Here is a 23,756-nt window from a genome sequence, read left to right on the forward strand (position 1 = left end):
AATAAATATTATACTTTTTTTTTATAAATATTTTTCTTATCGTAAAGGTAACTTTCTATTTACTGACCGATAAAAAACTTATATACCCTGCTTTTTGCTAATCTATCCATTTTCCCTAATTCCTCATAGATTTAGCGAGCATAATAAAATTAGCTGCCGATGGATTTCCTTTTACTGCAATCTCAAAATAGTATACAGCTTTAGAATAATCCTTTTTATTATATGCTTCGACCCCAAGTTTATAAGCTTTATCAGGATGTATGTAGGTGGTCTTAGAAGTAGTTTGTTTTGTTTTTACAGAATTATTTATGGTTTTTGCTTCTGCAAGAGCAAAATTAGTAAAAATCATGCCAAATAGGATAAAAATCGCAATAATTTTTCTAAATAGATCACCCAAAATTACTACCTCCTTTTAAAAAGATACGATTTTAATTATTTTCTATTTTATTATTGGAAAGCATATTAATATTTTCCTTCAATTTTTCGATTTCCCTTTCTAAATTTTTTATCTTATTTTTATACTCCCTCATCTTAAAAGCCGTTCTTATACGAGAAAATAACCCAAGAACCATTACTGCTAAAGCCCCAAAAACAGTACAACCGATAATTATTAGAGCCTGCGACATTGAATAGATATTTCCAAAAAACCTTATATTTACAATTTCCGAATTAGAAAGGGCAAATATAGCTACGAAAAGAGCAAATAAAAGGGCTATCACTATAAATATTTGCATCCTCTCCCCTGACATATTACCACTCCTTTTTTATTTTTCTTCCTTTATTATACAATTTTTGAAATTTTTAAGCTACTTGATTTTTCGCAATAAAAATTGCACTATACATATTAAATATTTTAACTTAAAAAGTGCATCAGACTTTCTTTTTATGATAAAATTATTACAGCATTATTTTGTTATTCTACTATTATTAAGAGGGGGATTTCGTGATGGAAATGGAAAGAAAACTTTCCCTGGAATTTGCTCGTGTTACTGAAGCAGCAGCGGTGGCTGCAGCACGCTGGATGGGGAGAGGAGATAAAAATAAAGCCGATGAAGCGGCTACCGAAGCCATGCGGGCTGTTTTCGATACCATTGATATAAGAGGTGAAGTAGTAATCGGTGAAGGTGAAATGGACGAAGCGCCAATGCTTTATATAGGTGAAAAATTAGGGACGGGTTACGGCCCAGCCTTAGATATTGCGGTGGATCCGTTAGAGGGAACTAACCTGGTAGCAAAAGGACTAAACGGGGCAATTGCAGTAGTGGCAGCAGCTCCAAGAGGATGCCTTTTAAACGCTCCTGACATGTACATGGAAAAAATTGCAGTAGGCCCTGCCGCAGCTGGAAAGATTCACTTAGATGTTCCTGTAAAAGAGAACCTGAAGATTGTGGCAGAAAGTTTGAAAAAATCGATTTCTGACCTTACGGTGGTTATTTTAGATAGACCCAGGCATGAACAGTTAATAAAAGAAATTCGAGAGGCCGGAGCAAGAATAATGCTGATTTCCGACGGAGATGTTTCACCTGCTATCGCCTGCGCATTTGAAAATTCCGGTATCGATATGATGATTGGTATAGGTGGTGCCCCAGAAGGAGTTCTTGCAGCGGCCGCTTTAAAATGCCTCGGAGGAGAATTAATTGGACGGTTGAAGCCGGAAAATGAAGAGCAATTTGAAAGGTGCAAAAAAATGGGACTTTCAGACCCCGAAAAAATTCTTACCTTGGACGATATGGTGAAAAGCGATGATATATTTTTTGCAGCGACAGGAATTACCAATAGCAATCTCTTAAAAGGTGTACACTTTACATCAAAAGGTGCATCCACCCATACTCTGGTAGTGAGGGGAAAAACCGGAACAATACGTTTTATAGAAGCCGTTCACCGCTTTGATAAAAAACCCCGTTATAATTTAGTAGGATTAAAGGTTTAAGAGCTCTTTAAACCCTGCGATCCTTTATTTAAGTTGTCGGGTCAGAAAAATCTGATCCTAATTTTTTATAATCCAAATAAGTAAAATTATGGACAATTTAATTGTTAAAATGTTATAATCATCTATACCTGCCAGGTATTTATTTTACTTATAATTTTTTTATTTTTAATCCGAGGAGTAATAGATTATGGAAATAATTAGAGGATTTTCAATTATAATTTTTTGCCTTTTCTCGGGGGATTTACTTTCAAAAAGCCTTAATCTTTTAATCCCTGGAAACGTATTAGGGATGATTTTATTATTCTTATTTTTGTACTTCAAAATCGTTAAATTAAAGGATGTAGAAAAGGTTGCAAACGGCCTTATAAAAATTTTGTCTTTTTTATTCGTGCCTGTGGCTGTAGGAATAATATTGTATTTAGATATAATTTATAAAAATGCCCTCCCCCTGCTTTTTTCAATTGTAATTAGTACATATGCAGTTCTCTTAACAACGGGCTTTACTGTGCAATTTTTAATAAGAGATAAAGGTGGGGCTGAAGAAAATGATTGAGGAAATTTTAAAAAATCCTCTATTTGGAATAACCCTTACTTTTATTGCTTTTGAAATTGGCATGTATGTACAAAATCGAACAAAATCTTTCGTAGCAAACCCCCTTGCAATTATCTTAATAATTATCTTTCTTGGCTACTTTAAAATACCTTATCAGGATTACAATGAGGGAGGAAAATATATAAGCTTTTTTTTGGGTCCCGCTACCGTTGCTCTCGCCGTTCCGCTCTATAAAAATTTTAATACAATATTAAAATACAAATTAGCCATTTTTATAGGTATAACGGTGGGCTCCTTTACCGGTATTATCTCTTCTGCAATGATTGCACTTTTATTAGGAGCGGATAAAACAATTGCCTTATCACTTTCTCCCAAATCCGTAACAACACCTATTGCAGTGGAAATTTCAAATATGCTTCACGGTTATCCTTCTATTACTTCTGCAGCAGTAGTAATTACCGGAATTATCGGTGCTTTAACCGGTCCGGAAGTATTGAATTTTTTTGGAATAAGAAATAAAATTGCAAAAGGAATTGCAATAGGTACGGCTGCCCATGGACTTGGGACTTCAAGAGCAGTTCAAGAAGGTGAAATTGAGGGTGCTATGAGCGGATTGGCTATCGGCGTGGCAGGAGTAATTACTTCCTTTATACTTCCCTATGTTATTAAAGGGATAATAGATTGAGCCATTCCCACACTGAAAAATATATTTTTGCCAATAAATTAGTTTCGATATTCATTATTTTTGAGTATTTTTCTACCCTTTCCCACTCACCTTTTTCATAAGATATAACGAAATCCAATATTTCCCATAATCTGCCTTTTTTCTTCAGCAATGATTCTTTTACTCGTTCAGGAAGAATTAAATTGTTCAAAATTTCTTCCATGGGCCTGTTTAAAATCACATCAATCATAGAAAATAATCCTGTAAAATATGCTAAAGTACTTTCTTCTTTTTCCCCTATTTCTTTAGCTATTATTTCACAAAATCGTGCCCTTGCAAGTGAAGTTAATGTTAATTCATCAGGCTTATCCTTTACTAAATCTTTTATCAGCATGATTCCCATCCATTTTCTTAATTCTTCATAACCTAAAAAGACTAATGCCTGTTTTATAGAATATATATCATTTCTTTTATAATAAATTGAGGAATTCACAAGCCGAAGCAGTTCATAGGACAAAGAAACATCTTTTTCTATTATTTCTTCAATTTTGTCAAAATTGACTTCATCTTTATTTAATTCCTTTATAATTTCAAAATAATTTTTCTTTATTACTGATATACTTTTACCCGATATTATTTCGGGCTTTTGGAAAAAATATCCTTGAAATAATTCATACCCGTTGTTAATGGCAAACTTAAAATCATCCAGGGTTTCAATTTTCTCGGCTAAAATTGTCATATTTTTACCGCTAAATATTCGCGGTATTAAAGCCAGAGATTTTTTATCATTTTTTAAAAAATCCACTTTAATTATATCTACAAGCTCAAGTAAACCTGCATATCTTTTATAATTTATCAATTCAAAATCATCAATTGCTATTTTATAGCCTTTATTTTTTAATAATTTGATGGTCTCTATAAAACTAATATCCGGTTCAATATTTTCCAGAATTTCTATAACTATAAAATCCTTAGAAAATAACTCGGGAAATCTATTTTTAATAATTCTCTCAGGAAAATTGATAAAAGCTTTTTTCCCTCTTGTAATTAAATCAATACCCATCTGAATAAACACATTATTCAATACCTTGATAGTAGCTTCTTCAGGTGAAAGATTTTCACTAAAACTATTTGCAGAACTGTTTCGATAAAGGATCTCGTAGCCAATTACTTTATAGTTTTTATTAAAAATTGGCTGCCTGGCAACGAAAATATCCATATTATCTACCTCTATATTATATTTAGAAAATATTTTATAATTAAATTAGTATATCTCTATAAGAAAATATTACCCGAAATTTTGCCATTTTCCAATAATTTTCGAATTCTTTTGTATGTATAATTTTTACAACAGGTAAAAAATTATTAAAAAAATTTTTTAGGAGGGATTTTGTGGACAAGAATGCGCTAAAAAAAATCTCTTATGGGCTTTACATCGTTAGTTCTCTTAAAAACGGAAAATTCAATGGACAAATTGCTAATTCTGTATTTCAGGTTACATCAGATCCGGTTCTATTAATAGCAAGTATAAATAAATCAAACTTAACTCATGAATACATTTCCTCTTCAAAAAAATTTACTATCTCAATTTTATCCCAAAAGGCAGACTTTAATTTTATTGGAAATTTTGGTTTTAAATCCGGCAGAGATGTGGATAAATTTTCAAAAGTAAACTTCAAACTCTCAAATTCCGGTGCACCCGTGGTAATCGATAAATGCACCGCATGGTTAGAATGCGATGTAATAAACACTTTTGATACACCTACACACACCCTTTTCCTTGGAAAACTAATTGACAGTGAGATTATTGATGATTCCGAACCATTAACCTACGATTATTATCAAAAGGTTATAAAGGGGAAAACCCCTCCCTCAGCGACGACTTATATCAAGTGACCTATATAAAATAAGCAAGTAAATTTAAAAAAGCCTCCATAAAGGAGGCTTTTTTAATAAGTCGTGATACTTTAATTTTACTTAAAGGCATTACTTAAAGTGCTCAACGTTTTCATACCCGACACCATATAAGCAATTCTCAAAGTTTCCGCTATTTCCCCTTCCGTTGCTCCCATTTGCCTTGCAGTCTTTGAAAGGCTTTCTACACCTTCAGGAGAATTTGCAAAGGCATCTAAGGCAAGGGCTATCAATACTTTCACCTTTGGTTCCAGCTCTCCGGGTCCCATAGCCAGATCAAAATTTTTCGATACGATTTCAAATAGTTTGGGATCCTTTTGCTCCAGAACACTGATAAAAGGCGGATAATTTCTTGACATATAATTATACCCCCAATTTAGTTATTTTTTGATTTCAATTATCAAACCTTACCATCATATAATCATCAAAATGGGAAAACCCAAGCCTTTCATAGGCTTTAACTGCAGGTGTATTATACTTTTTTACCATTAATACCGGTTTCTTTCCCCTGTTAACTATCCTTTTACAAAGTTCGGAAACCATTGTTTTACATATTCCTTTATTTCTGTATTCTTCCTTGGTATATACCCCGCCTATTTGGTTTACCAAATCCGTTGACACCTGAATATATGCCTGCCCTACGATTTCATCATTGTAGATTGCAAATATGTAATCCTCTTCTTTTGACCTTTCTTTAAAAGTTTTTATTTTTTCTTCAATACTTACTTCCATATCAAATCCCTTTTTTGAAGCTTCCACAGCAAAGGTCGCAGCTTCTTCTAAAGGCAGTTCATGAAAATCCATGATTTTTATTTTCGAATTTTCATAGGGTGTTAATTTTTCATTAACTTGAAAGCTATCTTCATCGCATAATTTTATTTTTTTTACATCTTTAATTTTGTCAAATAAGGGCAATATTACTTTTTTCATTCCCAGTAAGAATTCTACATTGTATTTTAAAATTAGCTCTGAAAAAGCTTCAATACACTCCTCATCCTCATAATGCGGTGTCGAGCTTCCTAAGTTATAGAAGGGAATAATGCCTACAAGCCTGCCGCTTTTAAAATAACCGTAATAATCCCCGCATCTTCTTATATTTTTATCATTTTCAATGCTGAAATTAGAAATATTTCCCTGGATAAAGGTGGTTTCAAAGGGATACCTTCTTATGTACTCAATTATTATATCCCTATCCATCTCGGTCAATAGCCTTAGCAAATTAATCACTCCTAAGCCGGGCAATTTAATGACAATGTTACTTTTTTATTATATTCTTATTTATTAATATACGCAATATTCAGCTAACGTTAAAATAAGAGTATTATATATTTTTCTTGACAAAACCTTATCCTGCGGAGAAAATATAATATATTCAACATTACTTTATTATCTAACTTAAGCGATAAAGAAAGGAGCCAAAAAATGAAGCAATTTTACTTTCGATTAATAAAACTATTAACAGGGCTTTTCTTTTGTGCTTTGGGAATAGCCTTTACAATAAATGCTCGCATAGGATTTTCTCCGTGGGATGTTTTTCATGCAGGATTGGCAAGTACCCTGAGGATAAGTATTGGTACCGCTTCTATTGCAACCGGAATCTTAATTTTATTATTAATAATCCTTTTGGGAGAAAAGGTAGGCCTTGGTACACTTTTAAATATGATTTTAATTGGAATGTTTTTAGATCTTATACTTAATCTCAGAATAATCCCGGTTTCAAATAATTTCATTACAGGAATAATTATGTTAATAATTGGAATGATTATTTTTTCATTCGCTACTTATTTATACATTCAATCAGCTTTTGGAGCTGGGCCAAGGGATAGCTTGATGGTAGCCCTTTCCCGCAAAACAGGTTATCCCATAGGTTTTTGCCGTGGACTTATAGAGCTAATTGTAGCATTAACCGGTTGGAAGCTCGGTGGAATGATTGGAATTGGAACGGTGTTATTTGCCCTTTTAATTGGGTTATTTATCCAGATTACTTTCAAAATTTTTAAGTTTGATGCTACAAAAGTCAAACATGAGACTTTTGAAAATACAATTAAGCAATGTTTTACTACAATAAGAGAAATTAATAAATCATAAAAAATGCTCTCTATACTGAGAGCAAAATATTATTATTTATACAAAATCCAGATTATTCGGAAGGAGCCTGAAATTTTTTCTTATCGAATTCTTTCAGTACAAATTTCGAAACGGTCATAACACCCAGCGGATCGCCGGTAACGTTAAGCATTGTGTTGAACATATCAATAACTACGTAAATACCTGCTATCCAACCTACCGGGTCCAAAGGCAGTCCTAAGGTCTGTAACGTTAAAGCCGCGATCATTATACCTCCACCCGGAACACCGGCACACGCTGCAGCACCGAATACTCCCATCATCAAAGCCACGGCAACGTGAGCTGCCGTTAAATTAGCCCCATGCATCTGTGCTACCCATACCGCATATATTGGCATTTCTGCAGCCACCGCCTGCATGTTGATGGTAGCAGCAAGGGGTATAATTACATCCGCAGCATCTCCCGGAACGCCCAGTGTCTTTGTAACCCTTAAAGTAATTGGTAATGTAGCCGAGCTACTTTGTGTAACAAAGGCAGTGAGCATTGCGGGATATACTTTTTTCCAGAATATTAGAGGATTTACCCCTAAAACCAGCATCATAAATAGAGGATGAATAACTAACAACATTACAAAATACGCTACCCATTGGGTGAATACCATTTTACCAAGGGATGCTAACCCCATGGTTCCAACCGTACCTACCAGATTCGCCATTAATGCAAAGATTCCTATCGGAGCATACCATAAAATAAAGTCAACAATTTTATATATCAATGCCTGTAAGGATTCAAACAGTTTTTTAAGGAAATTGTGTTCCTCGGGAGCCACATTGTTCAAAAAAGCAATAGCAAACCCGGTTAACAAAGCACAGATAATAATCTGCATAGTGTTAAGTTCTAAAAATGCTCTCACGGGGTTATTAGGTATAAAGCTCATTAATACCTGAGCAGCAGAAACTTGAGCCAATTGTATTTCCTTTGCTCCCAATTGAACTCCTACACCGGGTTTCATGATATTAGCCATGGTGTAGCCTATGATTGCTGCTATAAGTCCAAAAATAAACCAGTAAACCAAAAATCCACCGAATATTTTCCCGAGTCTTTTGAAACTTTGCACCGTAGTTACTGCCGTTGCAATAGAAACAAAAATCAGCGGTCCTACAATGAACTTCAAAAGCGCAATAAAAATATCACCCAGCGGTTTTATAACTGAAACCCCCGGCCCTATTATCCACCCTGCAATAGCACCTATAAAAACTGCTATCAGGGCGTACAAAGGCCTTTTACCAAGTCTTAAAGTCTGTTCTACCCCATAAAAATACCCCTTTAATTTTTTGTATTTACACAAAAGGCTTTTCCTTTTTTAATTAATACGATTTTCAGTGGTTTTTAATTATACTAAATTCACCGGCATAGTTTGTCATCATTATTTTTCTGACCTCTTCCAATTTGTCCGTATGGCCCAAAGCCCACATAAGCTTTGTTATGATAGCTTCGGTAGTCATATCGTAACCCGGAATCACACCTGCTTTTAAAGCTTTTACCCCTACTTCGTAAACAGTCAAATCACTACCGTCAAACAAGCATTGAGTTGTTACAACAACCGCAATTCCCTCTTTTAATGCTTTTTCAATTTCAGGAATAATGTTTCTCCTGAAATTAGGTATTCCTCCCAACCCAAAACCTTCAATAATCAACCCCCTTAATCCCAATTTTAAAACCGCGGGAATAACCTCGGGCAAAAAACCGGGAGTTAACTTAAAAAGCAAAACCCTTGGATCGAATTTATCATCGAGTTCTACCTGCCCTTCAGGCATTTTATCAATACCATGTTCAATAATCACGTTTCCATTTTCAACACGGCCAACATACGGATAATTAATGCTCTTAAAGGCATCAAAACCGAGGGCTCTTACTTTTGATGAGCGCACACCTTTAATGATTTTACCGTCGAAAACTATATATACTCCTGCCAAACCGGATACGGCCACTTTAAAAGCGTCGAGAATATTTCTCTTCCCATCCGTTTGTGGATGCTCAATTGGAAGTTGCGAACCGGTAAAAATCACGGGCTTATTCAAGTTGCGCAGCATAAAAGTCAAAGCACAAGCGCTGTAAGCCATGGTATCCGTTCCGTGAGTAATAACTACACCATCATATTTTTTCAGACCTTCAAATGCCTCACGACCAATAATTATCCATTCTTCCGGCTGAATATTTGTACTGTCAAAGTTCATTATTTCCCTGCAATCAATTTCACATATTCCTTCCAGTTCGGGAATAAGTTTTATCATCTCTTCCCCTGATAACTTCGGAACCAATCCATCCTCTCCGGAGGCTGATGCTATTGTCCCACCTGTTGAAAGCAATAATATTTTCTTCATTTTTTAGCACTCCCCATTTCTTTTAGCATAATTTAATAGGCCTACTAAAATAACAGCAATATATTTATCTACATCTTCCATTGTAAGTATTGGAATTTTCATAAAATCTATATATTTTTTAGAAACTATCATAGAAATAACTGTACCCGTTCCGGGAACAAGACCTGCACCCCATGAAAACTGTTACTCATAAAGGTTATTCCGCCGGCATAATGTCTTTTATTTTAAAAATTCGACTTTTAAATGCAGTTTCCTTCTTAATTTTTTTTATTTTCTATTTTTTATTTTGTCCATATTTTTCCTGTGGAATTACTTAACTCATTCGACAAATTATGATAAAATATGTATAAATATCTTTAATATTTTTTATATATTTAGAATGTTTTTATTGTTGATACTTATTTAAATAGGGAGGAGGCATTTATGGAAGAAATAACCCTGGAAATATTAAAACAGGCGCCTTTTGGCTATGCATACCACAAAATAATTTTAAACGAATCAGGGATACCAGTAGACTATGTATTTTTGGATGTCAATACAGCCTTTGAGCAAATGACCGGCCTAAAAAAAGAAAATATTTTAGGAAAAAAATTAACTGAAATACTGCCGGGAATTAAAGAAGACTCTTTTGATTGGATAGGATTTTACGGTTATATTGCATTAAACGGCGGTAAAAGAGAATTTTCCCAATATTCAAAAGAATTGAACAGATATTATAAAATTACTGCCCTTTCCCCTAAAAAATATCACTTTGTAACCTTTTTTCAAGATATAACCGCTGAAATGGAGAAAATAAAGCAACTGGAAGAGCAACAAAAAATTATTTCAAAATTAACCATCGAATTGGATACCATATTTAACAGTACTCACGATGCGATATTTTTAGTCAAAGTAGAAAACGGAGAATTCCGGTATATCAGAAATAACAAAGCTCATCAGGAATTAACCGGATTTTCATTAGATATGATCAAAGACAAAACACCGGTGGAAGTTGCAGGAAAAGAACTGGGAAAGATATTAGAATCCGACTATAAAAGATGCTTAGAAACCGGTGCAGCGATAACTTATGAAGAAACTCTTAAAATGCCGGCAGGAGAAAAAGTCTGGCTTACCAGCCTGACACCGGTTTTCGTAAACGGCAGTATTAAATACATAGTCGGTTCAAGAAAGGATATAACACTGCAAAAGAAGGCAGAAAAAGAAAAAGAAGAGCTTTTAAATAGATACCAAGCCATGTTTAATGAGCATACTGCCATAATGCTTATTATTGAACCATTTACAGGAAAAATTTTAGATGCCAACCCGGCTGCCTGTTCATTTTACGGTTATACAAAGGAAGAGTTGCTAAAAATGCATATTCAGGACATAAATATGCTCCCAAAAGAAGAAGTTGAAAAAAAGCGTCTGATGGCTTTGCAGAAAAAACAAAAATACTTTGTTTTTCCCCATCGCTTAAAGAGCGGTGAAATAAGACTTGTCGATGTTTATTCAGCTCCAATAAATTTCGGTGATAAAAAAGTACTTTTTTCAATAATATTTGATGTAACAGAACGGGAGGAGCTAAAACGAAAGCTTAATGAAGAAAAAGAACTCCTTTCAATTACCCTCCGTTCCATAGGAGATGGGGTTGTTGCCACTGACTCTATGGGACGTATTATTCTAATGAACAAAGTAGCTCAGGAGATAAGCGGCTGGAATGAAAATGAAGTAGCAGGTTTGCCTTTTGGCGAAATTTTCTGCCTTATAAATGAGGAAACTGGAGAAAAGGTAGAAAGCCCTATAGAAAAAGTACTAAAATCCGGTAAAATAATAGGCTTAGCCAACCATACCGCCCTCGTCACAAAGGACAATAGAAAAATTTCCATTGCAGACAGTGCGGCACCCATTACAGATGAAAAGGGCAATATTTTTGGTGTAATTATGGTCTTTCGAGATGTTTCCAAAGAAAGAGAATGGCAGGAAAAAATCCTCTATTTAAGCAATCACGATACCTTAACAGGCCTTTATAGCAGGAGATACATGGAAGAAAAGCTTAAAAGCTTTGAACAAAGAAAAACTTCTTTTGCAATTATTATGGCCGATGTAAATGGTTTAAAACTGGCTAATGACGTTTTTGGACATGAAGAAGGGGATGACCTCCTGAAAAAAGCAGCCGAAGCAATAAAAGAAAGCTGCAGAAAAGAAGATGTAATCGCCCGCTGGGGAGGGGATGAATTCCTTATATTACTGCCAGAAACAAACTTAAAGGCCGCCCAGGAAATCACTGAAAAAATTAAAGATAAATGCAAAGAAAAAAGCACAAAAAACCTGCAGCTGAGCATGGCATTAGGCTGTTCTATAAAAAAATCTCCCGAAGAAAAGTTAGAAAAGGTTATAAAAGAAGCGGAAGAAATGATGTACCGCCAAAAATTAAATGATTCTAAAAGCTACCGGAAAAGTATAATAAATACACTTTTGGCTACACTTTTTGCAAAGAGCACAGAAACAAAAGAACATGCAGAACGGCTACAAAATTGCTGCATAAATATAGGCAGGGATATGGGGCTTTCTCCAAAAGAAATAGACGAGCTATCACTTCTTGCAGTCCTGCACGACATCGGAAAAGTAGGAATACCGGAGGAAATTTTAAAAAAGCCCTCCGCGCTCTCGGAACCAGAATGGGAGGAAATGAAAAAGCACCCGGAAGTAGGCTGCCGTATAGCGCAAAATACTCCTGAACTGGTGCAAATAGCCGAATACATACTGTGCCACCATGAAAGATGGGACGGCAAGGGTTATCCAAAAGGGCTAAAAGGCGAGGAAATCCCACTGTTGTGCCGAATACTTGCAGTTGTCGATGCCTATGATGCCATGATAAGCGACCGCCCTTACCGCAAAGCTTTAACCAGAGAGGAAGCAATTGCAGAAATTAAAAAAAATGCTGGAACACAGTTTGATCCTAATATAGTTGAAATTTTTTTAAAAGTATTGAAAAAATGCACAGCAGGTTCTTGATGTAGCAAAACGTATAGAGGGACAGGTAGAAAAATTTAAGGTATGACAGTTATAAAAAAGAATAATTTTATAAGCTTATAATTGAACATGCTCCCCTTTCAGTAGACAGTCTAAAATTATAAAACTTCTGCTTCAAGGGGAGCAATTTTAATACCAATTTTAAATACATTACAAAAGAAATTTCACGGTGGTTGTAAGACAAAAAACGTCACTTTAAATATCAGTTTCTCATCTAACTTTGAAAATCCTTTATTATAAAGTGTTTTTCAATATTCCCTATTTCTCAATCCATGTCATCAACGCAACACATTCCACGTGGAACGAGCCGCTTGGATTGATGTCTTGGGCTGATTTTTTGCACCTTACGTTTACGGGAACATATCAATAGGTTTTTTGCTGTTTTTTGAAAATCATCCGTATGTGGGAACATGTCTACACAGGAAGTGTACCAGCAAGTATCGCCGACTGAACCGCAGCTTTCAGTTCATTTATTTTATTATTCTTGATTTCATCCCATGTAACAGAAGGGTTATTATGAAGCGCTGTTTTGCACAATTCAAGGTATTTAAGCAGCACATTTCGTACTATTTCTTCCATTTCTTTTAACTCTATGGCTGAAATATTCCTACCATCACCCTCATGCAATGAATCAGAACGATATCTGTAAAAATTCTTCATTTTATCATAAAGTGTCCTTACTCTGGTCGCGTCGCTTTCTAGCAATACAGCTACTCTTTTCGAAAGCACTTCTTTCTTTCCCTGTTGATTTTTATTAAGGAATATCATTTCTAAAGCAGTAGTATACTGTTCAAATCCTGTCGGAAGATCAACCTGTTCTAATCCCCAAACAAATTCATCAATACAGCTTTTTAACAATAGGTATTCTTGTCCCGAATACTCCTGCAGAAACTGATTGCAGCGAATTACTTCTTCCTGGGTCAGTGTATAAACTGTATTGTCTGTGATGTTTCTTGATACATTATCGCTTGTTTGCTTATGTGTATTATTTATAAAACCACCCAGAGCTGAAAAGCGGTGCTCCATAAAAACCTCTTTCAAACCAATATTCCCCTTTTTGAATACTCGTAATAAGGAAAAAATTTTGTGAAGGTATTCCATTTCGCTGTTATAATAGGCTTCCAATTGATTACTACAGTCAAAATCTCTATCTGTATATATAACACCTGGTACTATCTCTGGCAATTGCACTTGATATGTATCGTCTTTATGTAGGCACATGAAAAAAGTGCCTATTTCATCTTGTCGCTGTGAACCTAAATAACTAATTGCAATTTTTCCGTTACCATCGATTATTTTATTCCTAAATGGTATCTCATCAAAATATAATTTTTTAATTGTATATCCGTTTCCTAACTGTAGTGCAGTAACACTTTCGTCACAATAAAGAATAATTCCATCTATTGTTACTTGAACATCTGTCATACAGCATCACCCCATTTACATTTGGTTGCTTTAATAAATCCTGAGTAGTCTAAACTTTATCCACGCACAATAAATATCTGATATTTTTTCTAGCTCAACAGCAAGGACGGTATGGCTCTTTAATTAATCAATCGCTTTCCTCAATTCTGTTCATTATCTCCTTCATGCTGTCGATTAAATAGTCCTTTTCAGGATGTGATACCCAGTTGTTTTCTAGTAAGCTGGTTAAATAAGATTTAATAATATCTTTGGACTTTACAAAGCTGATATTTCCAGGCAAGTTGCTCAGTATCAATTGAGCGTCTATAAAAGCGCCCATACTATTAATAACTTGATTCATTAATTTTTCTGCTTGTTCGATGTTCCCATTTTTCATTGCTTCTTTTGCAGAAATAATTAAACTACGAATGTCTTCTCCCCATATTGCATATCTTGATGGAGTTGCCTTGCAGTCTTCATCACATGAGTCAAAAATCGCTCTTTCTAGTCTGCCCATGAACATTTTTTCACTGTCGTGTTCTTTTACTCTCGTGATTACTACGGAAGCATTTCTGTTGTTAAAATTATAAAAGTTTATTACAGCCCGCATCAATGATTGTATTTGAACCAATCTTTATCATCCCTTTCATCTTAACAATCTATTATAATCAGTTTTCACTGATAAATATGTTTCAAAAAAAGCCTGTTAGTAAGGATAAATAAACTGGTAATCACTTTAAGATCCACATTACGGCTGTTTTTCATGTATACTACATTTAAATTCATCGCAATATCCTAAACCATCATCAAATTCCTTAATCTTTCCCTTTGTACAACACTTAGGTACACCATTTTCGTCGTGTTCACAAAACCAGCAAAAATCGCAAACTGGATCACAAACGGGGTCATTACAGATATACATTCTAATCCTCCTTCAATTTAATGTAGTTGCCAGGCAATGCTTCAAACATATCCGGGTAATGCCCACACCTTGCCCTAATCTGTGTATATTCCGCCTTACTGCCATCCTTTTTTAAATACAGCCTGCGCCTGTATATCTCATCAGCAAGTTCAGCTGCATGCATCGTCTTGTTTTCTGCCTCTGATAAAACTATTCTCATTGCTTCATGGAGTGTATAGTTAGGCATTTCTTGCATGCCAATTCCTGTATCAGTTAAATTGTTTTCATCATATTTTAAGACTATATAAGCTGGCTTATTATTTTTAAGCAGAACGACTTTTCCATTTTTATCAACGACAGAAAATACATGATCTATATTTGTTTTTAATGAATCAAAAGGAATTAAGCTATCAATTTTAATATCCACGATTAACCTCCTCATAACATGCTCTGTATACCCATGCTTTATTTGGATAACCTGATTTTTGCTTGAATTTTTAATTTTTCTTTGTCAGAAGGTAAGTTTAAAATATGCATTTTCCTATGACAATTTGGGCATAGTGCAACAGTGTTTTCAATAGTATCGCTTCCTCCCTCTGAAAGCCACTCTATATGATGGCACTCCAAATAAGGAATGCCCTCTTTATTATAGAAGGGAGCCTTTTGCCCACATAGTTGACATACACCATTGGCTCTTCGTTTAGCATATTCTGCTACAAATGCATCTCTAATAAAAACATTACTTGTAACATTACGACTACTTACTTTATCACTTTCATTTTGCTCTGCACGTTCTTTTAACTCATCCAGTGTTAATCTTTCAGCTATCTTTTCTTTTTCCTTAATGTATTTATTAAATGATGCTTCGGGAATAGCCTGTGAACCAGTTTGTAACTTCAAAGGGAACATCCATACTTTTCTTGGAACCCCATCTTCACCTTTTTGTATTTCCTGATAAGGCTTACCTGCCAGAGATACAAGACCACGATATATGTATTCTGTAGGTACCAGCACTTCGAACAGATGAACTTCTACACCATTTCTATCAGATTCTGCTAGTGTTTTATTCTGCATAAAATTCAGATCTTGGTCCCCATTTTTACCCATACCCGTATAATGTAAAACATCTCCAAACCATTTGTCTTCGTACAAACCTTTTGTATGATCAGATATTATAACTAGGGAATTGGTTGCTTTTGACCGGCGCATTCCCCCCATATTTCCGCACTTAAATTCAGCTATAATATCTGAATGGGTTACAATTTGTCCAATTTTAAATTTGCAAAAACTACTCATGATAATCCTCCATTACCTTTTTAGCAATCAGAATATCTGCTGGTAAAAGCTCAAATTTTAGTAAATCAATTATTTTAACCCACTTATACTTATCATGAACAGATATCTGAATTGTCCCGTCAGTTATTGTACAATAATAGGCAATTAGATAAATGTTCATATTACCGTAATCGTGAGTTACCTCAGTACAAAATTTATCAATAGAAACATCGATATTAAGCTCCTCTTTAAGTTCTCTAGTAAGGCAATCTTCGGGGGTTTCGTTAGCTTCAATCTTCCCACCTGGAAATTCCCATCCTCCAGCGAAATTTTCTTTTGGTGCACGTCTAGTAATTAAAACTTTATCATTATCTGTAATAACTCCTGCTGCGACTCTAATTCTATTCATAACTTACACCTCTTGTATCTCTTCAAAGTCGCTATATTTACCCTCCAATTTAATGTGTAACCCTGCCAAACATGTTAGGTAGCACTCACTCCTTGCTCTTATCTGGATATATGCCATAATTAACCACCTTGCTACAATTATATAATACAAAAATTTATTTGTCTATATATTTGTTTATATATTTGTATAAAAATAAAAATGCCGCCAATTAAGAAGGTTTCCTCCTCAACTGGCGGCAATCTTATTGCAATCCTATAGATTCACTTCTATTTCTAATCCAGACTTAAACTCCACCACTATCTTGTCATCATATACAGTCGCTTTTTCAACTAATTTTCTAACCAGTTTATCATCAAACTCCGTAATATCACCGGTTTGCGTGTGAAGGAAGTCCGTCATCTCAGCAATCCGATCCCGCTTATCTTGACGGAGGGCGTTTCTTGAAAGGGTTTCTTGCCTTAAATCCCGTAAGCGGTAAATCTCATTGACAATATTATCATAGCTTTCCTTTGAATTTGCCTTTTGAATTAATTCGGTTTGAAGTTCTTCCAGCCTTTTATCAATATCTGCTGTACTTTCATCCCAATGCTTGCTTAATACGGTTTCAATATTCTTTTTCAGTATAGCCAGAAAAGAGTTTTTTCCGCTGACGGCTATATTGATGGCTTCTACAATCTTCTCTTTTAGCGTATCTTCAAGTATAGTGGAAGCGGTACAAAACAAACCGGTATTTTCTAATCGGCTAACACATCTCCATACGATTGATTTCTTTCCTCGGTTATTCCAATGAACCCTGCGGAATATTTCATGACACTTGCCGCAGAACACCATTTGGGATAAAGGATGATTATTGCTGTAGTTTCTCTTCTTTCCGTTCTTACTTATATGCACACATCTTCTTCTGACAAGCTGTTCCTGAACCTGCATAAAGATTTCACGCGGGATTATAGGCTCATGGCTGTTTTCTACATAGTACTGTGGAACTATACCGTTATTTGGTACCCTTTTCTTCGATAAAAAATCTACTGTATAGGTTTTCTGCAGCAGCGCATCACCGATATATTTTTCATTCCTCAAAATCTTATTGATGGTGCTGGTATGCCATCTTGAATTGCCTGCACCCGTCAGAATTCCGTCAGCCTCCAAACCCCTAGCTATCTGCAGCATACTGGAACCTTCGAGGTATTCTCTATAAATGCGTTTAACAATTTCAGCTTCTTCTGGCACGATAACTAAGTTGCCATCTTTATCCTTTGTATAGCCAAGAAACCGGTTGTGATTAATATGGATTTTTCCTTGCTGATATCGGTACTGAATACCCAGTTTTACATTCTGGCTTAACGATTGGCTTTCTTGCTGCGCCAAAGAAGCCATAATGGTCAACAGGATTTCCCCTTTGGAATCCATTGTGTTTATATTTTCCTTTTCAAAGTAAACCGGAATATTTTTTTCTTTAAGCTGCCTTATGTACTTTAGGCAGTCCAGCGTATTTCTTGCAAAACGGCTGATAGATTTTGTGATTATCATATCGATTTTGCCCTGCATACATTCTTCTATCATCCGGTTAAACTCTTCACGCTTTTTTGTGTTGGTTCCGCTAATACCTTCATCTGCAAATATACCGGCTAACTCCCATTCTGGATTACTTTTGATGTAGTTTGTGTAGTGCTCGATTTGCGCTTCATAACTGGTTGCCTGCTCCTCGCTGTCCGTAGAAACACGGCAATAGGCTGCTACCCGAAGCTTAGGCAATTCCTCGGCCTTTGCACTATTCCCAATTCGCTTACGGGCAGGAATTACTGTAACATTCCTCGTTGTCATCTAAAATCACCTCGCTCTTAATAAGACTATAAGCATACTCTGCCTGCTGAAATGGATCATCGTATAGATTATCTGGCATTGAAGCATGAAACCTAAAATTTAAGATTTTCTTTTCATTTCCTTTATGTTCATAAATCCTGCCAAGCGCCTCAGCTCGCCTGCGTCTTTCCAGTTGTGCTTTTTCGAATGTGTCCCTGCTGATAATTGGCGGATAGAATTTATCCTCAACATACCGTTTATCTGCCAGCATTCTTGCAATAGATGTGTGGTAGCGCTTAATGCCCGCTTTTTGAGCCGCATCGGTTAAAGAAAGCCCGGAAAGATAAGCCTCAAATAGTTTCTCAATCTTAACTGCTTCCTCTTCATTAACGTCAGCCCTGCCATTTTGAATGATATACCCAAAAGGTATATGGCTCATCATTTCACCAACCTTTCCTTTAAGTTCAACCCGCATTTCATCTTGAAACCTATTTCCTCCTGTGAAAACACAATGATTTCTTCAATAAAATCCTCAAATATTTCACTATCAAATTCATCAATCTGCTTTTCAGCTTTCGTTGTAAATTTAAGAAGCTTTTCTACCTCAACAAGGATAGTCTGACTCCCATCGATTGCGCGTTTTATGGCTTCCTTTTGTTCTTTTAATAAAACCGCTTCTTTGAGCAGCTCATTTTTCTGTGTATTAAAAAGAGCGGGTTCCAGGTATCCTTTGGCCATAAGTCCCATAATCACCTGAACCCGCTCTGTATTTTCTTTGATTTTAGTTTCCAGTTCTTGAATCTTTGCTATGTTATCTGAGTAATTTGTTTTCTTTAAGCTTTGCAGCAATGGTCTTAAAATGAACTTATGACCGAAAATAAGCTTATTCATCATAACAACGAAGGCCTGATGGATCGCATCCTCTCTGACAAACTTCATTGAACAAGCCGAAGCGTCCTTTATATGCTTTGTGCAGCACCATGCAATATATTTACGGTCACCGCTGCCATGAATTCGACGCTTAAAACTGCTGCCACATTCTGCGCATTTGATTTTCCCCGAGAAAGGGTAGCGTTTTTGATACTTGCTGCTTCCCTTGATTACACCTTTTTCTTTTCCTCTTTGCTTTAATATCTCTTGGGCGGCTTCAAATTCCTCATGGGATATAATGGCTTCATGATGACCCTTTATCATGTATTGATCCTTTTCCCCACGATTATAATGCCGCTTAAAATTCTCATCTGTATAGGTTTTTTGCAGAAGGACATCCCCAGTATATTTTTCATTGCTTAAAATGCCACGGATAGTTGTCGCTGTCCAGTGTGAACCTCTCTTTGTTGGGATTTTATCCGAATTTAACCCATCTGCAATTTTCTGTGTGCCTTTACCGTCCAAAGCCTCGGAAAAAATCCGCTTTACGATTTCAGCCTGTTCTTTATTGATAAATAGCTTTCCATCCACATAATCGTAACCATAGGGAGGATACGAAATTTTGTATGTTCCGTTTTGGAACCTACGTCTGATAGACCACTTACTATTTTCTGCAATGGATAATGACTCGTTTTCTGCAAGACTGCTCAAAATTGTCAGCACCAATTCGCCTTCCATGCGCTGTGTGTTTATATTCTCTTTCTCGAAATAGATGAAAACACCGAGATCGGTAAGTTTTCGCACCATCTCAATGCAGTCGGTTGTATTTCTTGCAAATCTGCTGACTGACTTGGTTATAATAAAGTCAATCTTCTTGTTTTCACAATCTGCAAGCAGTCTTAAAAGTCCAGTCCGATTCTCCTTTTTTGTGCCTGAAATGCCTTCATCATAATAAATCCCTGCAAATTCCCAATCAGGATTTGCTTTTATATAGGATTCATAATGGCTCTTTTGTGCTTCCAGGCTTGCCATTTGTTCATCACTTTCGGTTGAAACCCTGCAATAAGCCGCTACCCTCAACTTTGGCTTGAAAGCTTGAAGAGCATTGTTCCCATCAATCCTCGTTACCTTTCTCACTGTTTTCACCTCCTTTGGGTATGTGACATATTACCTCTGTATGTCGCTAATAGCAAGCTAATTAGGCCATAAGCTGTGCATACATCGGCGAGAAAGTTTTACGGTTCAACTTGTCGATTTTGTCGAATTCTTCCTCTGAAATCAGTCCTGTCTTAAGCATCTTTTGCAGGATTTTATATGCCCGCCAGTAATCAACCTCTCTTTGAAGTTCTTCCTGTGTTATCTTTGTATAGTTAGTTTCCTGCGGGTTATATGGTAAATGATTAGCCGCCTCTATCATTCAAGCACCTCCTATAAAAATTTAGGACAGCCTTGATTGGCTGTCCTTTATCGTTATTCCGGCAATTTCAAAACTTGTCCGGGGTAAATAGCATCTGAAGTCAGGCCATTAAGTTTCTTAATCTCCGGGTATCTTGTTCCTCTGCCGAGTTCTTTTTCCGCTATTCTCCATAAGGTGTCGCCTTTTTGCACTGTATAGGTTCTATTGCTCTTGTTATCAGGAATGCTGTTCACAATTACAAGGTTTTCTTTTGCTACCCAAGCGTTTATGCCTGCAATCTCTAGACCGCCAGATTTTCTAACCTTTTTGCCAAGCAAAACACATTCTTTGCCGCCTTTTACGACCGGCTTGCCTTTGTATAAAGTCTGTGTGACCCTGTGGTAATAGTCATTTTTGACCCACGTTGGAACTTCCACACTGCCGGGGTAGTAGTTTTTTGCGCTGTCCTTAAACTCCACTATATCGCCAATTCCAATATCCGTATTGTTATCTGTGTTGTTCTCCAGCGCATTTTTCACTGCTTTACGGAAAGTGTCCATGCTCTCCCCATGCTTGGGAAACCAATGCATCACATCAGCATGATTGCTGGAAATACCGAGCTTATACCCTTCACAGTGGCAGATGATATCATTCTCGTTAAGGCCGTACTCCCTGCAGAGCATAACGCAGAGTTCAACCGCATTCTGCCACGCTTTACGGAAATAATCTTCCTGCTTTGCTGCATCGTAACCCACCATTACCGACCCGGATTTATACAAAAACCCGGCAGGTTCACAGATTTCAAAACCAATATGGGTATTGTTGGCTGCTCCTCCTGCATGCCAACTGCGATGATTCCAAGGCAGGTATTGCCAAACCTCTTTATCGTCCACAAAGGCGTGAACACAGACCTGCCTATTTATTTCACCGGCTTTGTAAGATTTGTTCCAGCGGGAAAACCAGTCGGCCGCCATTACGCCCGGCGTTGCCGTTGAATGCACCATGATTCCTTTAGGCGTGATTTTCCGGCCTGCCGTATAGCAGTCGTTTCGCGTCATGTATTTGGTAAAAAGCTTCATTTCTTCCCATCCTCCTCACTTGAATTGCCATGCAGTTGCTCCAACGCGTTCTTCAGCTTTTCAGGGATAGGCAGTCCTATATGTGCTGCATTCTCAAGAATTGAAATACCCTCGTTACTCAGGTAAAAGAAAATTACCGCTGTCCGGATTGCCCCACCGTTACCGAGAACTTGACTGTCGATGATATGTCCCACACCCACAAGTACAAAAATAAGCACCTTCTTAAAGATGCCCTTGGCTCCGACTTCACTTGAAAGCTTTCTGTCCACAATGGCGCACATCACACCAGTCACATAGTCAATGGCCACAAAAGCGATGAGAGCATATAAAAATCCATCCAGCCCTCCAAAAAACCAGCCAAGAAATCCGCCAATAGCAGTGAATGCAATTTGCATCCAATTCCAAACTTCTTTCATATCAAATCCCTCATTTCTTTATAAATTTCCATATAAAAAAGCACCTCTGAATCAACAAAGGCGCTTTCAAAAATTAAAGTTGTTACATTCTATGGCTGAAACGGATCCGCCCTTTGGATGTTAAAGTCGTACTGAATCTTCATTGTGTTTGTCGGTGTCTTGGTTACAGGACTTGGCAGCAGGGTCATTGCAGCAATAGGTTCCCATAATGTCCAGTAATATTGCCAGTTATAAATTGAACTGCTGCTTGGAACATAATATCTTTTTACGGCACATCCACCTGTATCCTCAACTACATATTGGTAGTCAAAGGAATAATTTCTAAATGATATATCGATGATATTAAAATTGTTATCCGTTATGAAAGTATAGTTTCCATTACAAACAAACCAAGTGTCTGCATCTCTTGGCTGCAGTTTCAAATCATATCCATTCAATGACATTGCACTGGTTGAAAATGGTCCTGCAGGTGTAGTTGTTGTACTCAAGTCATACAAAGCTGTCTTTGTTAAATTCGCATCAGGATTGCACACCAATATAAATGTCTTGTTTGTTCCACCATTATTGTATCTTAAAGGTATATACAATTTTCCATTTTTACACCCCATTAACCCATTCTGTAAATAAGAGTCAATATTGCTATACCAGTTTGAAGGTATTTCAGGTATTTGCTGGCCAATAAGCGTATAGTAGCTATTTGTTAGCGTTGTTTCAACCTTGGTATTATCATCAAGATTCAGCCTATGAAGTTTATTGTTGTATGATGGATAAATCATATATACATAATTATTGTCTTGTGCCATCAAATAGGCCGATGGCCTGTAACTTGAGGATGTTAGCCCCATTGTAGTATATAAGTCAACTTCTGAATACTCTTCGGTATCAAGATTGATTACTCCCATACATGCCTTTGCTGTATTGTAATTTACTCCAATAATATAGAGTTTGTTGTTGTATTTAAACACCCTGAATCTATATGAACTGTAGTTTCCTGGAGTGAAATTTGTTGATGCAGGAATATTTTTAGACTTGCTGCTATAACTGTCTAATTTGAAATTTCTTGATATTTCCTTTAAACCATATAATATTTCCTGTGTTGATGAATCATATTTCATCTCACACCACCACAGCTTCTGAAATGTTCCATTTGCAGCACTTGTCGGAAAGTCAAATACAAAATGCAGATTACTTTCCGTAAAGAAAGATTCGCTGAGATTAATTGTGCCTTTTACTGTACTTGAGCCCGCATACGGCCTTGACTTATCCGCCCAGCCTATAATATTTCCTTTTATGGCTCTAGCAAAGCCTGATTCCGGTGTAGTATCATCCGTAAGAAATAAATGGCGAAATGGGGCAGTAAAATATGAGTAATATCCGCCTGATTCAGTATAATTTGAATCCTTCGTGGATTGGGTGCTGCCCACCTCCGCGTCGTTATACTCCCATTGCCTGCCCCATGGATTTCCTCTTATCCTGCAGCAAAAATAATCCATGAAAGCCATTCTCGCAATTGAGTCGGCAATGCGATTCTCAGTCTTTATTTCACGCTCCAGCTTACCATTTTCATCAAACAGCTGAATTGTGACTATACCGTTTATCTCAATATCCGGTTTCATCTTTACATGCTCTTTGATTGTTCCATCTATAAATTTTTTGTCATAGCCTTTGGCTACACGCATTTT

General features: G+C 36.4%; 26 protein-coding genes. 6 read left to right on the forward strand and 20 right to left on the reverse strand.

Annotation, left to right across the window (positions count from 1 at the left end; all coding sequences use genetic code 11):
* Positions 1–115: 115 nt before the first annotated feature.
* The gene (locus ACPLOV_RS02380; RefSeq protein WP_424910521.1) at positions 116–397 is read right to left on the reverse strand and encodes a hypothetical protein; all 282 of its coding nucleotides are present in this window, start codon (positions 395–397) and stop codon (positions 116–118) included.
* Positions 398–428: 31 nt separating this feature from the next.
* A complete protein-coding gene (locus tag ACPLOV_RS02385) occupies positions 429–734 on the reverse strand; it encodes a LapA family protein (protein WP_424910522.1) in 306 nt (101 codons plus the stop codon).
* 218 nt (positions 735–952) lie between these two features.
* Here ACPLOV_RS02385 and glpX point away from each other — a divergent pair, with 218 nt between their 5' ends.
* From glpX to ACPLOV_RS02400, 3 genes are all read left to right on the forward strand, one after another.
* Complete coding sequence (gene glpX / locus ACPLOV_RS02390; protein WP_424909561.1) at positions 953–1,930, forward strand: class II fructose-bisphosphatase; 978 nt, start codon at positions 953–955, stop codon at positions 1,928–1,930.
* Between the two features lie 187 nt (positions 1,931–2,117).
* A complete protein-coding gene (locus ACPLOV_RS02395) occupies positions 2,118–2,483 on the forward strand; it encodes a CidA/LrgA family protein (RefSeq protein WP_424910523.1) in 366 nt (121 codons plus the stop codon).
* Positions 2,476–3,168 (forward strand): LrgB family protein, encoded by a 693-nt coding sequence (locus ACPLOV_RS02400; RefSeq protein WP_424909558.1) that lies wholly within the window; start codon positions 2,476–2,478, stop codon positions 3,166–3,168. Before ACPLOV_RS02395 ends, ACPLOV_RS02400 begins: the two co-directional genes overlap by 8 nt.
* Here ACPLOV_RS02400 and ACPLOV_RS02405 read toward each other — a convergent pair.
* A complete protein-coding gene (locus ACPLOV_RS02405) occupies positions 3,149–4,366 on the reverse strand; it encodes an EAL and HDOD domain-containing protein (protein ID WP_424909557.1) in 1,218 nt (405 codons plus the stop codon). The genes ACPLOV_RS02400 and ACPLOV_RS02405 overlap by 20 nt on opposite strands.
* A gap of 173 nt (positions 4,367–4,539) precedes the next feature.
* On the opposite strand from ACPLOV_RS02405, the gene ACPLOV_RS02410 reads away from it, so the two are divergent.
* A complete protein-coding gene (locus tag ACPLOV_RS02410; protein ID WP_424909556.1) occupies positions 4,540–5,043 on the forward strand; it encodes a flavin reductase family protein in 504 nt (167 codons plus the stop codon).
* Between the two features lie 77 nt (positions 5,044–5,120).
* Here the strand turns inward: ACPLOV_RS02410 and ACPLOV_RS02415 are convergent, their stop codons facing one another.
* A complete protein-coding gene (locus ACPLOV_RS02415; protein ID WP_424909555.1) occupies positions 5,121–5,420 on the reverse strand; it encodes a carboxymuconolactone decarboxylase family protein in 300 nt (99 codons plus the stop codon).
* Positions 5,421–5,454: 34 nt separating this feature from the next.
* Positions 5,455–6,279, reverse strand: coding sequence for a GNAT family N-acetyltransferase (locus ACPLOV_RS02420; protein WP_424909554.1), 825 nt, complete (start codon positions 6,277–6,279; stop codon positions 5,455–5,457).
* 204 nt (positions 6,280–6,483) lie between these two features.
* On the opposite strand from ACPLOV_RS02420, the gene ACPLOV_RS02425 reads away from it, so the two are divergent.
* A complete protein-coding gene (locus ACPLOV_RS02425; RefSeq protein WP_424909553.1) occupies positions 6,484–7,149 on the forward strand; it encodes a YczE/YyaS/YitT family protein in 666 nt (221 codons plus the stop codon).
* 52 nt (positions 7,150–7,201) lie between these two features.
* On the opposite strand, the gene ACPLOV_RS02430 is transcribed toward ACPLOV_RS02425, so the two are convergent.
* Together ACPLOV_RS02430 and ACPLOV_RS02435 are read right to left on the reverse strand one after the other, a co-directional pair.
* Positions 7,202–8,476: a dicarboxylate/amino acid:cation symporter gene (locus ACPLOV_RS02430; protein WP_424909552.1), complete on the reverse strand. Its 1,275-nt coding sequence runs from the start codon at positions 8,474–8,476 to the stop codon at positions 7,202–7,204.
* Between the two features lie 31 nt (positions 8,477–8,507).
* Positions 8,508–9,512 (reverse strand): asparaginase, encoded by a 1,005-nt coding sequence (locus tag ACPLOV_RS02435; RefSeq protein WP_424909551.1) that lies wholly within the window; start codon positions 9,510–9,512, stop codon positions 8,508–8,510.
* Positions 9,513–9,935: 423 nt separating this feature from the next.
* Here ACPLOV_RS02435 and ACPLOV_RS02440 point away from each other — a divergent pair, with 423 nt between their 5' ends.
* Positions 9,936–12,506 carry a PAS domain S-box protein gene (locus ACPLOV_RS02440; protein ID WP_424910524.1) on the forward strand — a complete coding sequence of 857 codons (2,571 nt, stop codon included), beginning with the start codon at positions 9,936–9,938 and terminating at the stop codon, positions 12,504–12,506.
* A gap of 432 nt (positions 12,507–12,938) precedes the next feature.
* On the opposite strand, the gene ACPLOV_RS02445 is transcribed toward ACPLOV_RS02440, so the two are convergent.
* From ACPLOV_RS02445 to ACPLOV_RS02505, 13 genes are all read right to left on the reverse strand, one after another.
* Positions 12,939–13,949 carry a hypothetical protein gene (locus tag ACPLOV_RS02445; RefSeq protein WP_424910525.1) on the reverse strand — a complete coding sequence of 337 codons (1,011 nt, stop codon included), beginning with the start codon at positions 13,947–13,949 and terminating at the stop codon, positions 12,939–12,941.
* 127 nt (positions 13,950–14,076) lie between these two features.
* Positions 14,077–14,559 (reverse strand): hypothetical protein, encoded by a 483-nt coding sequence (locus tag ACPLOV_RS02450; protein WP_424910526.1) that lies wholly within the window; start codon positions 14,557–14,559, stop codon positions 14,077–14,079.
* Between the two features lie 117 nt (positions 14,560–14,676).
* Positions 14,677–14,850, reverse strand: a complete 174-nt coding sequence (locus ACPLOV_RS02455) for a hypothetical protein (protein ID WP_424910527.1) — start codon at positions 14,848–14,850, stop codon at positions 14,677–14,679.
* A 1-nt stretch (position 14,851) separates the two neighbouring features.
* The gene (locus ACPLOV_RS02460) at positions 14,852–15,256 is read right to left on the reverse strand and encodes a hypothetical protein (protein WP_424910528.1); all 405 of its coding nucleotides are present in this window, start codon (positions 15,254–15,256) and stop codon (positions 14,852–14,854) included.
* A gap of 38 nt (positions 15,257–15,294) precedes the next feature.
* Positions 15,295–16,125 (reverse strand): HNH endonuclease, encoded by an 831-nt coding sequence (locus ACPLOV_RS02465; protein WP_424910529.1) that lies wholly within the window; start codon positions 16,123–16,125, stop codon positions 15,295–15,297.
* The gene (locus tag ACPLOV_RS02470; RefSeq protein WP_424910530.1) at positions 16,118–16,513 is read right to left on the reverse strand and encodes a (deoxy)nucleoside triphosphate pyrophosphohydrolase; all 396 of its coding nucleotides are present in this window, start codon (positions 16,511–16,513) and stop codon (positions 16,118–16,120) included. Before ACPLOV_RS02470 ends, ACPLOV_RS02465 begins: the two co-directional genes overlap by 8 nt.
* Before the next feature lie 252 nt (positions 16,514–16,765).
* Positions 16,766–18,334: a recombinase family protein gene (locus ACPLOV_RS02475; RefSeq protein WP_424910531.1), complete on the reverse strand. Its 1,569-nt coding sequence runs from the start codon at positions 18,332–18,334 to the stop codon at positions 16,766–16,768.
* The gene (locus ACPLOV_RS02480) at positions 18,297–18,788 is read right to left on the reverse strand and encodes a recombinase (protein WP_424910532.1); all 492 of its coding nucleotides are present in this window, start codon (positions 18,786–18,788) and stop codon (positions 18,297–18,299) included. Before ACPLOV_RS02480 ends, ACPLOV_RS02475 begins: the two co-directional genes overlap by 38 nt.
* Entirely contained in the window at positions 18,752–20,320 is a 1,569-nt protein-coding gene (locus ACPLOV_RS02485; RefSeq protein ID WP_424910533.1) for a recombinase family protein, read from the reverse strand. Before ACPLOV_RS02485 ends, ACPLOV_RS02480 begins: the two co-directional genes overlap by 37 nt.
* A 61-nt stretch (positions 20,321–20,381) precedes the next feature.
* Positions 20,382–20,600 carry an SHOCT domain-containing protein gene (locus tag ACPLOV_RS02490; protein WP_424910534.1) on the reverse strand — a complete coding sequence of 73 codons (219 nt, stop codon included), beginning with the start codon at positions 20,598–20,600 and terminating at the stop codon, positions 20,382–20,384.
* Between the two features lie 53 nt (positions 20,601–20,653).
* Complete coding sequence (locus tag ACPLOV_RS02495; RefSeq protein ID WP_424910535.1) at positions 20,654–21,658, reverse strand: N-acetylmuramoyl-L-alanine amidase; 1,005 nt, start codon at positions 21,656–21,658, stop codon at positions 20,654–20,656.
* Positions 21,655–22,074 (reverse strand): phage holin family protein, encoded by a 420-nt coding sequence (locus tag ACPLOV_RS02500; protein ID WP_424910536.1) that lies wholly within the window; start codon positions 22,072–22,074, stop codon positions 21,655–21,657. Before ACPLOV_RS02500 ends, ACPLOV_RS02495 begins: the two co-directional genes overlap by 4 nt.
* An 89-nt stretch (positions 22,075–22,163) precedes the next feature.
* Positions 22,164–23,753 (reverse strand): hypothetical protein, encoded by a 1,590-nt coding sequence (locus tag ACPLOV_RS02505; RefSeq protein ID WP_424910537.1) that lies wholly within the window; start codon positions 23,751–23,753, stop codon positions 22,164–22,166.
* Positions 23,754–23,756 lie beyond the last annotated feature (3 nt).

It is taken from the genome of Thermovenabulum sp. (assembly GCF_049723235.1).
Lineage (GTDB): Bacteria > Bacillota > Thermosediminibacteria > Thermosediminibacterales > Thermosediminibacteraceae > Thermovenabulum.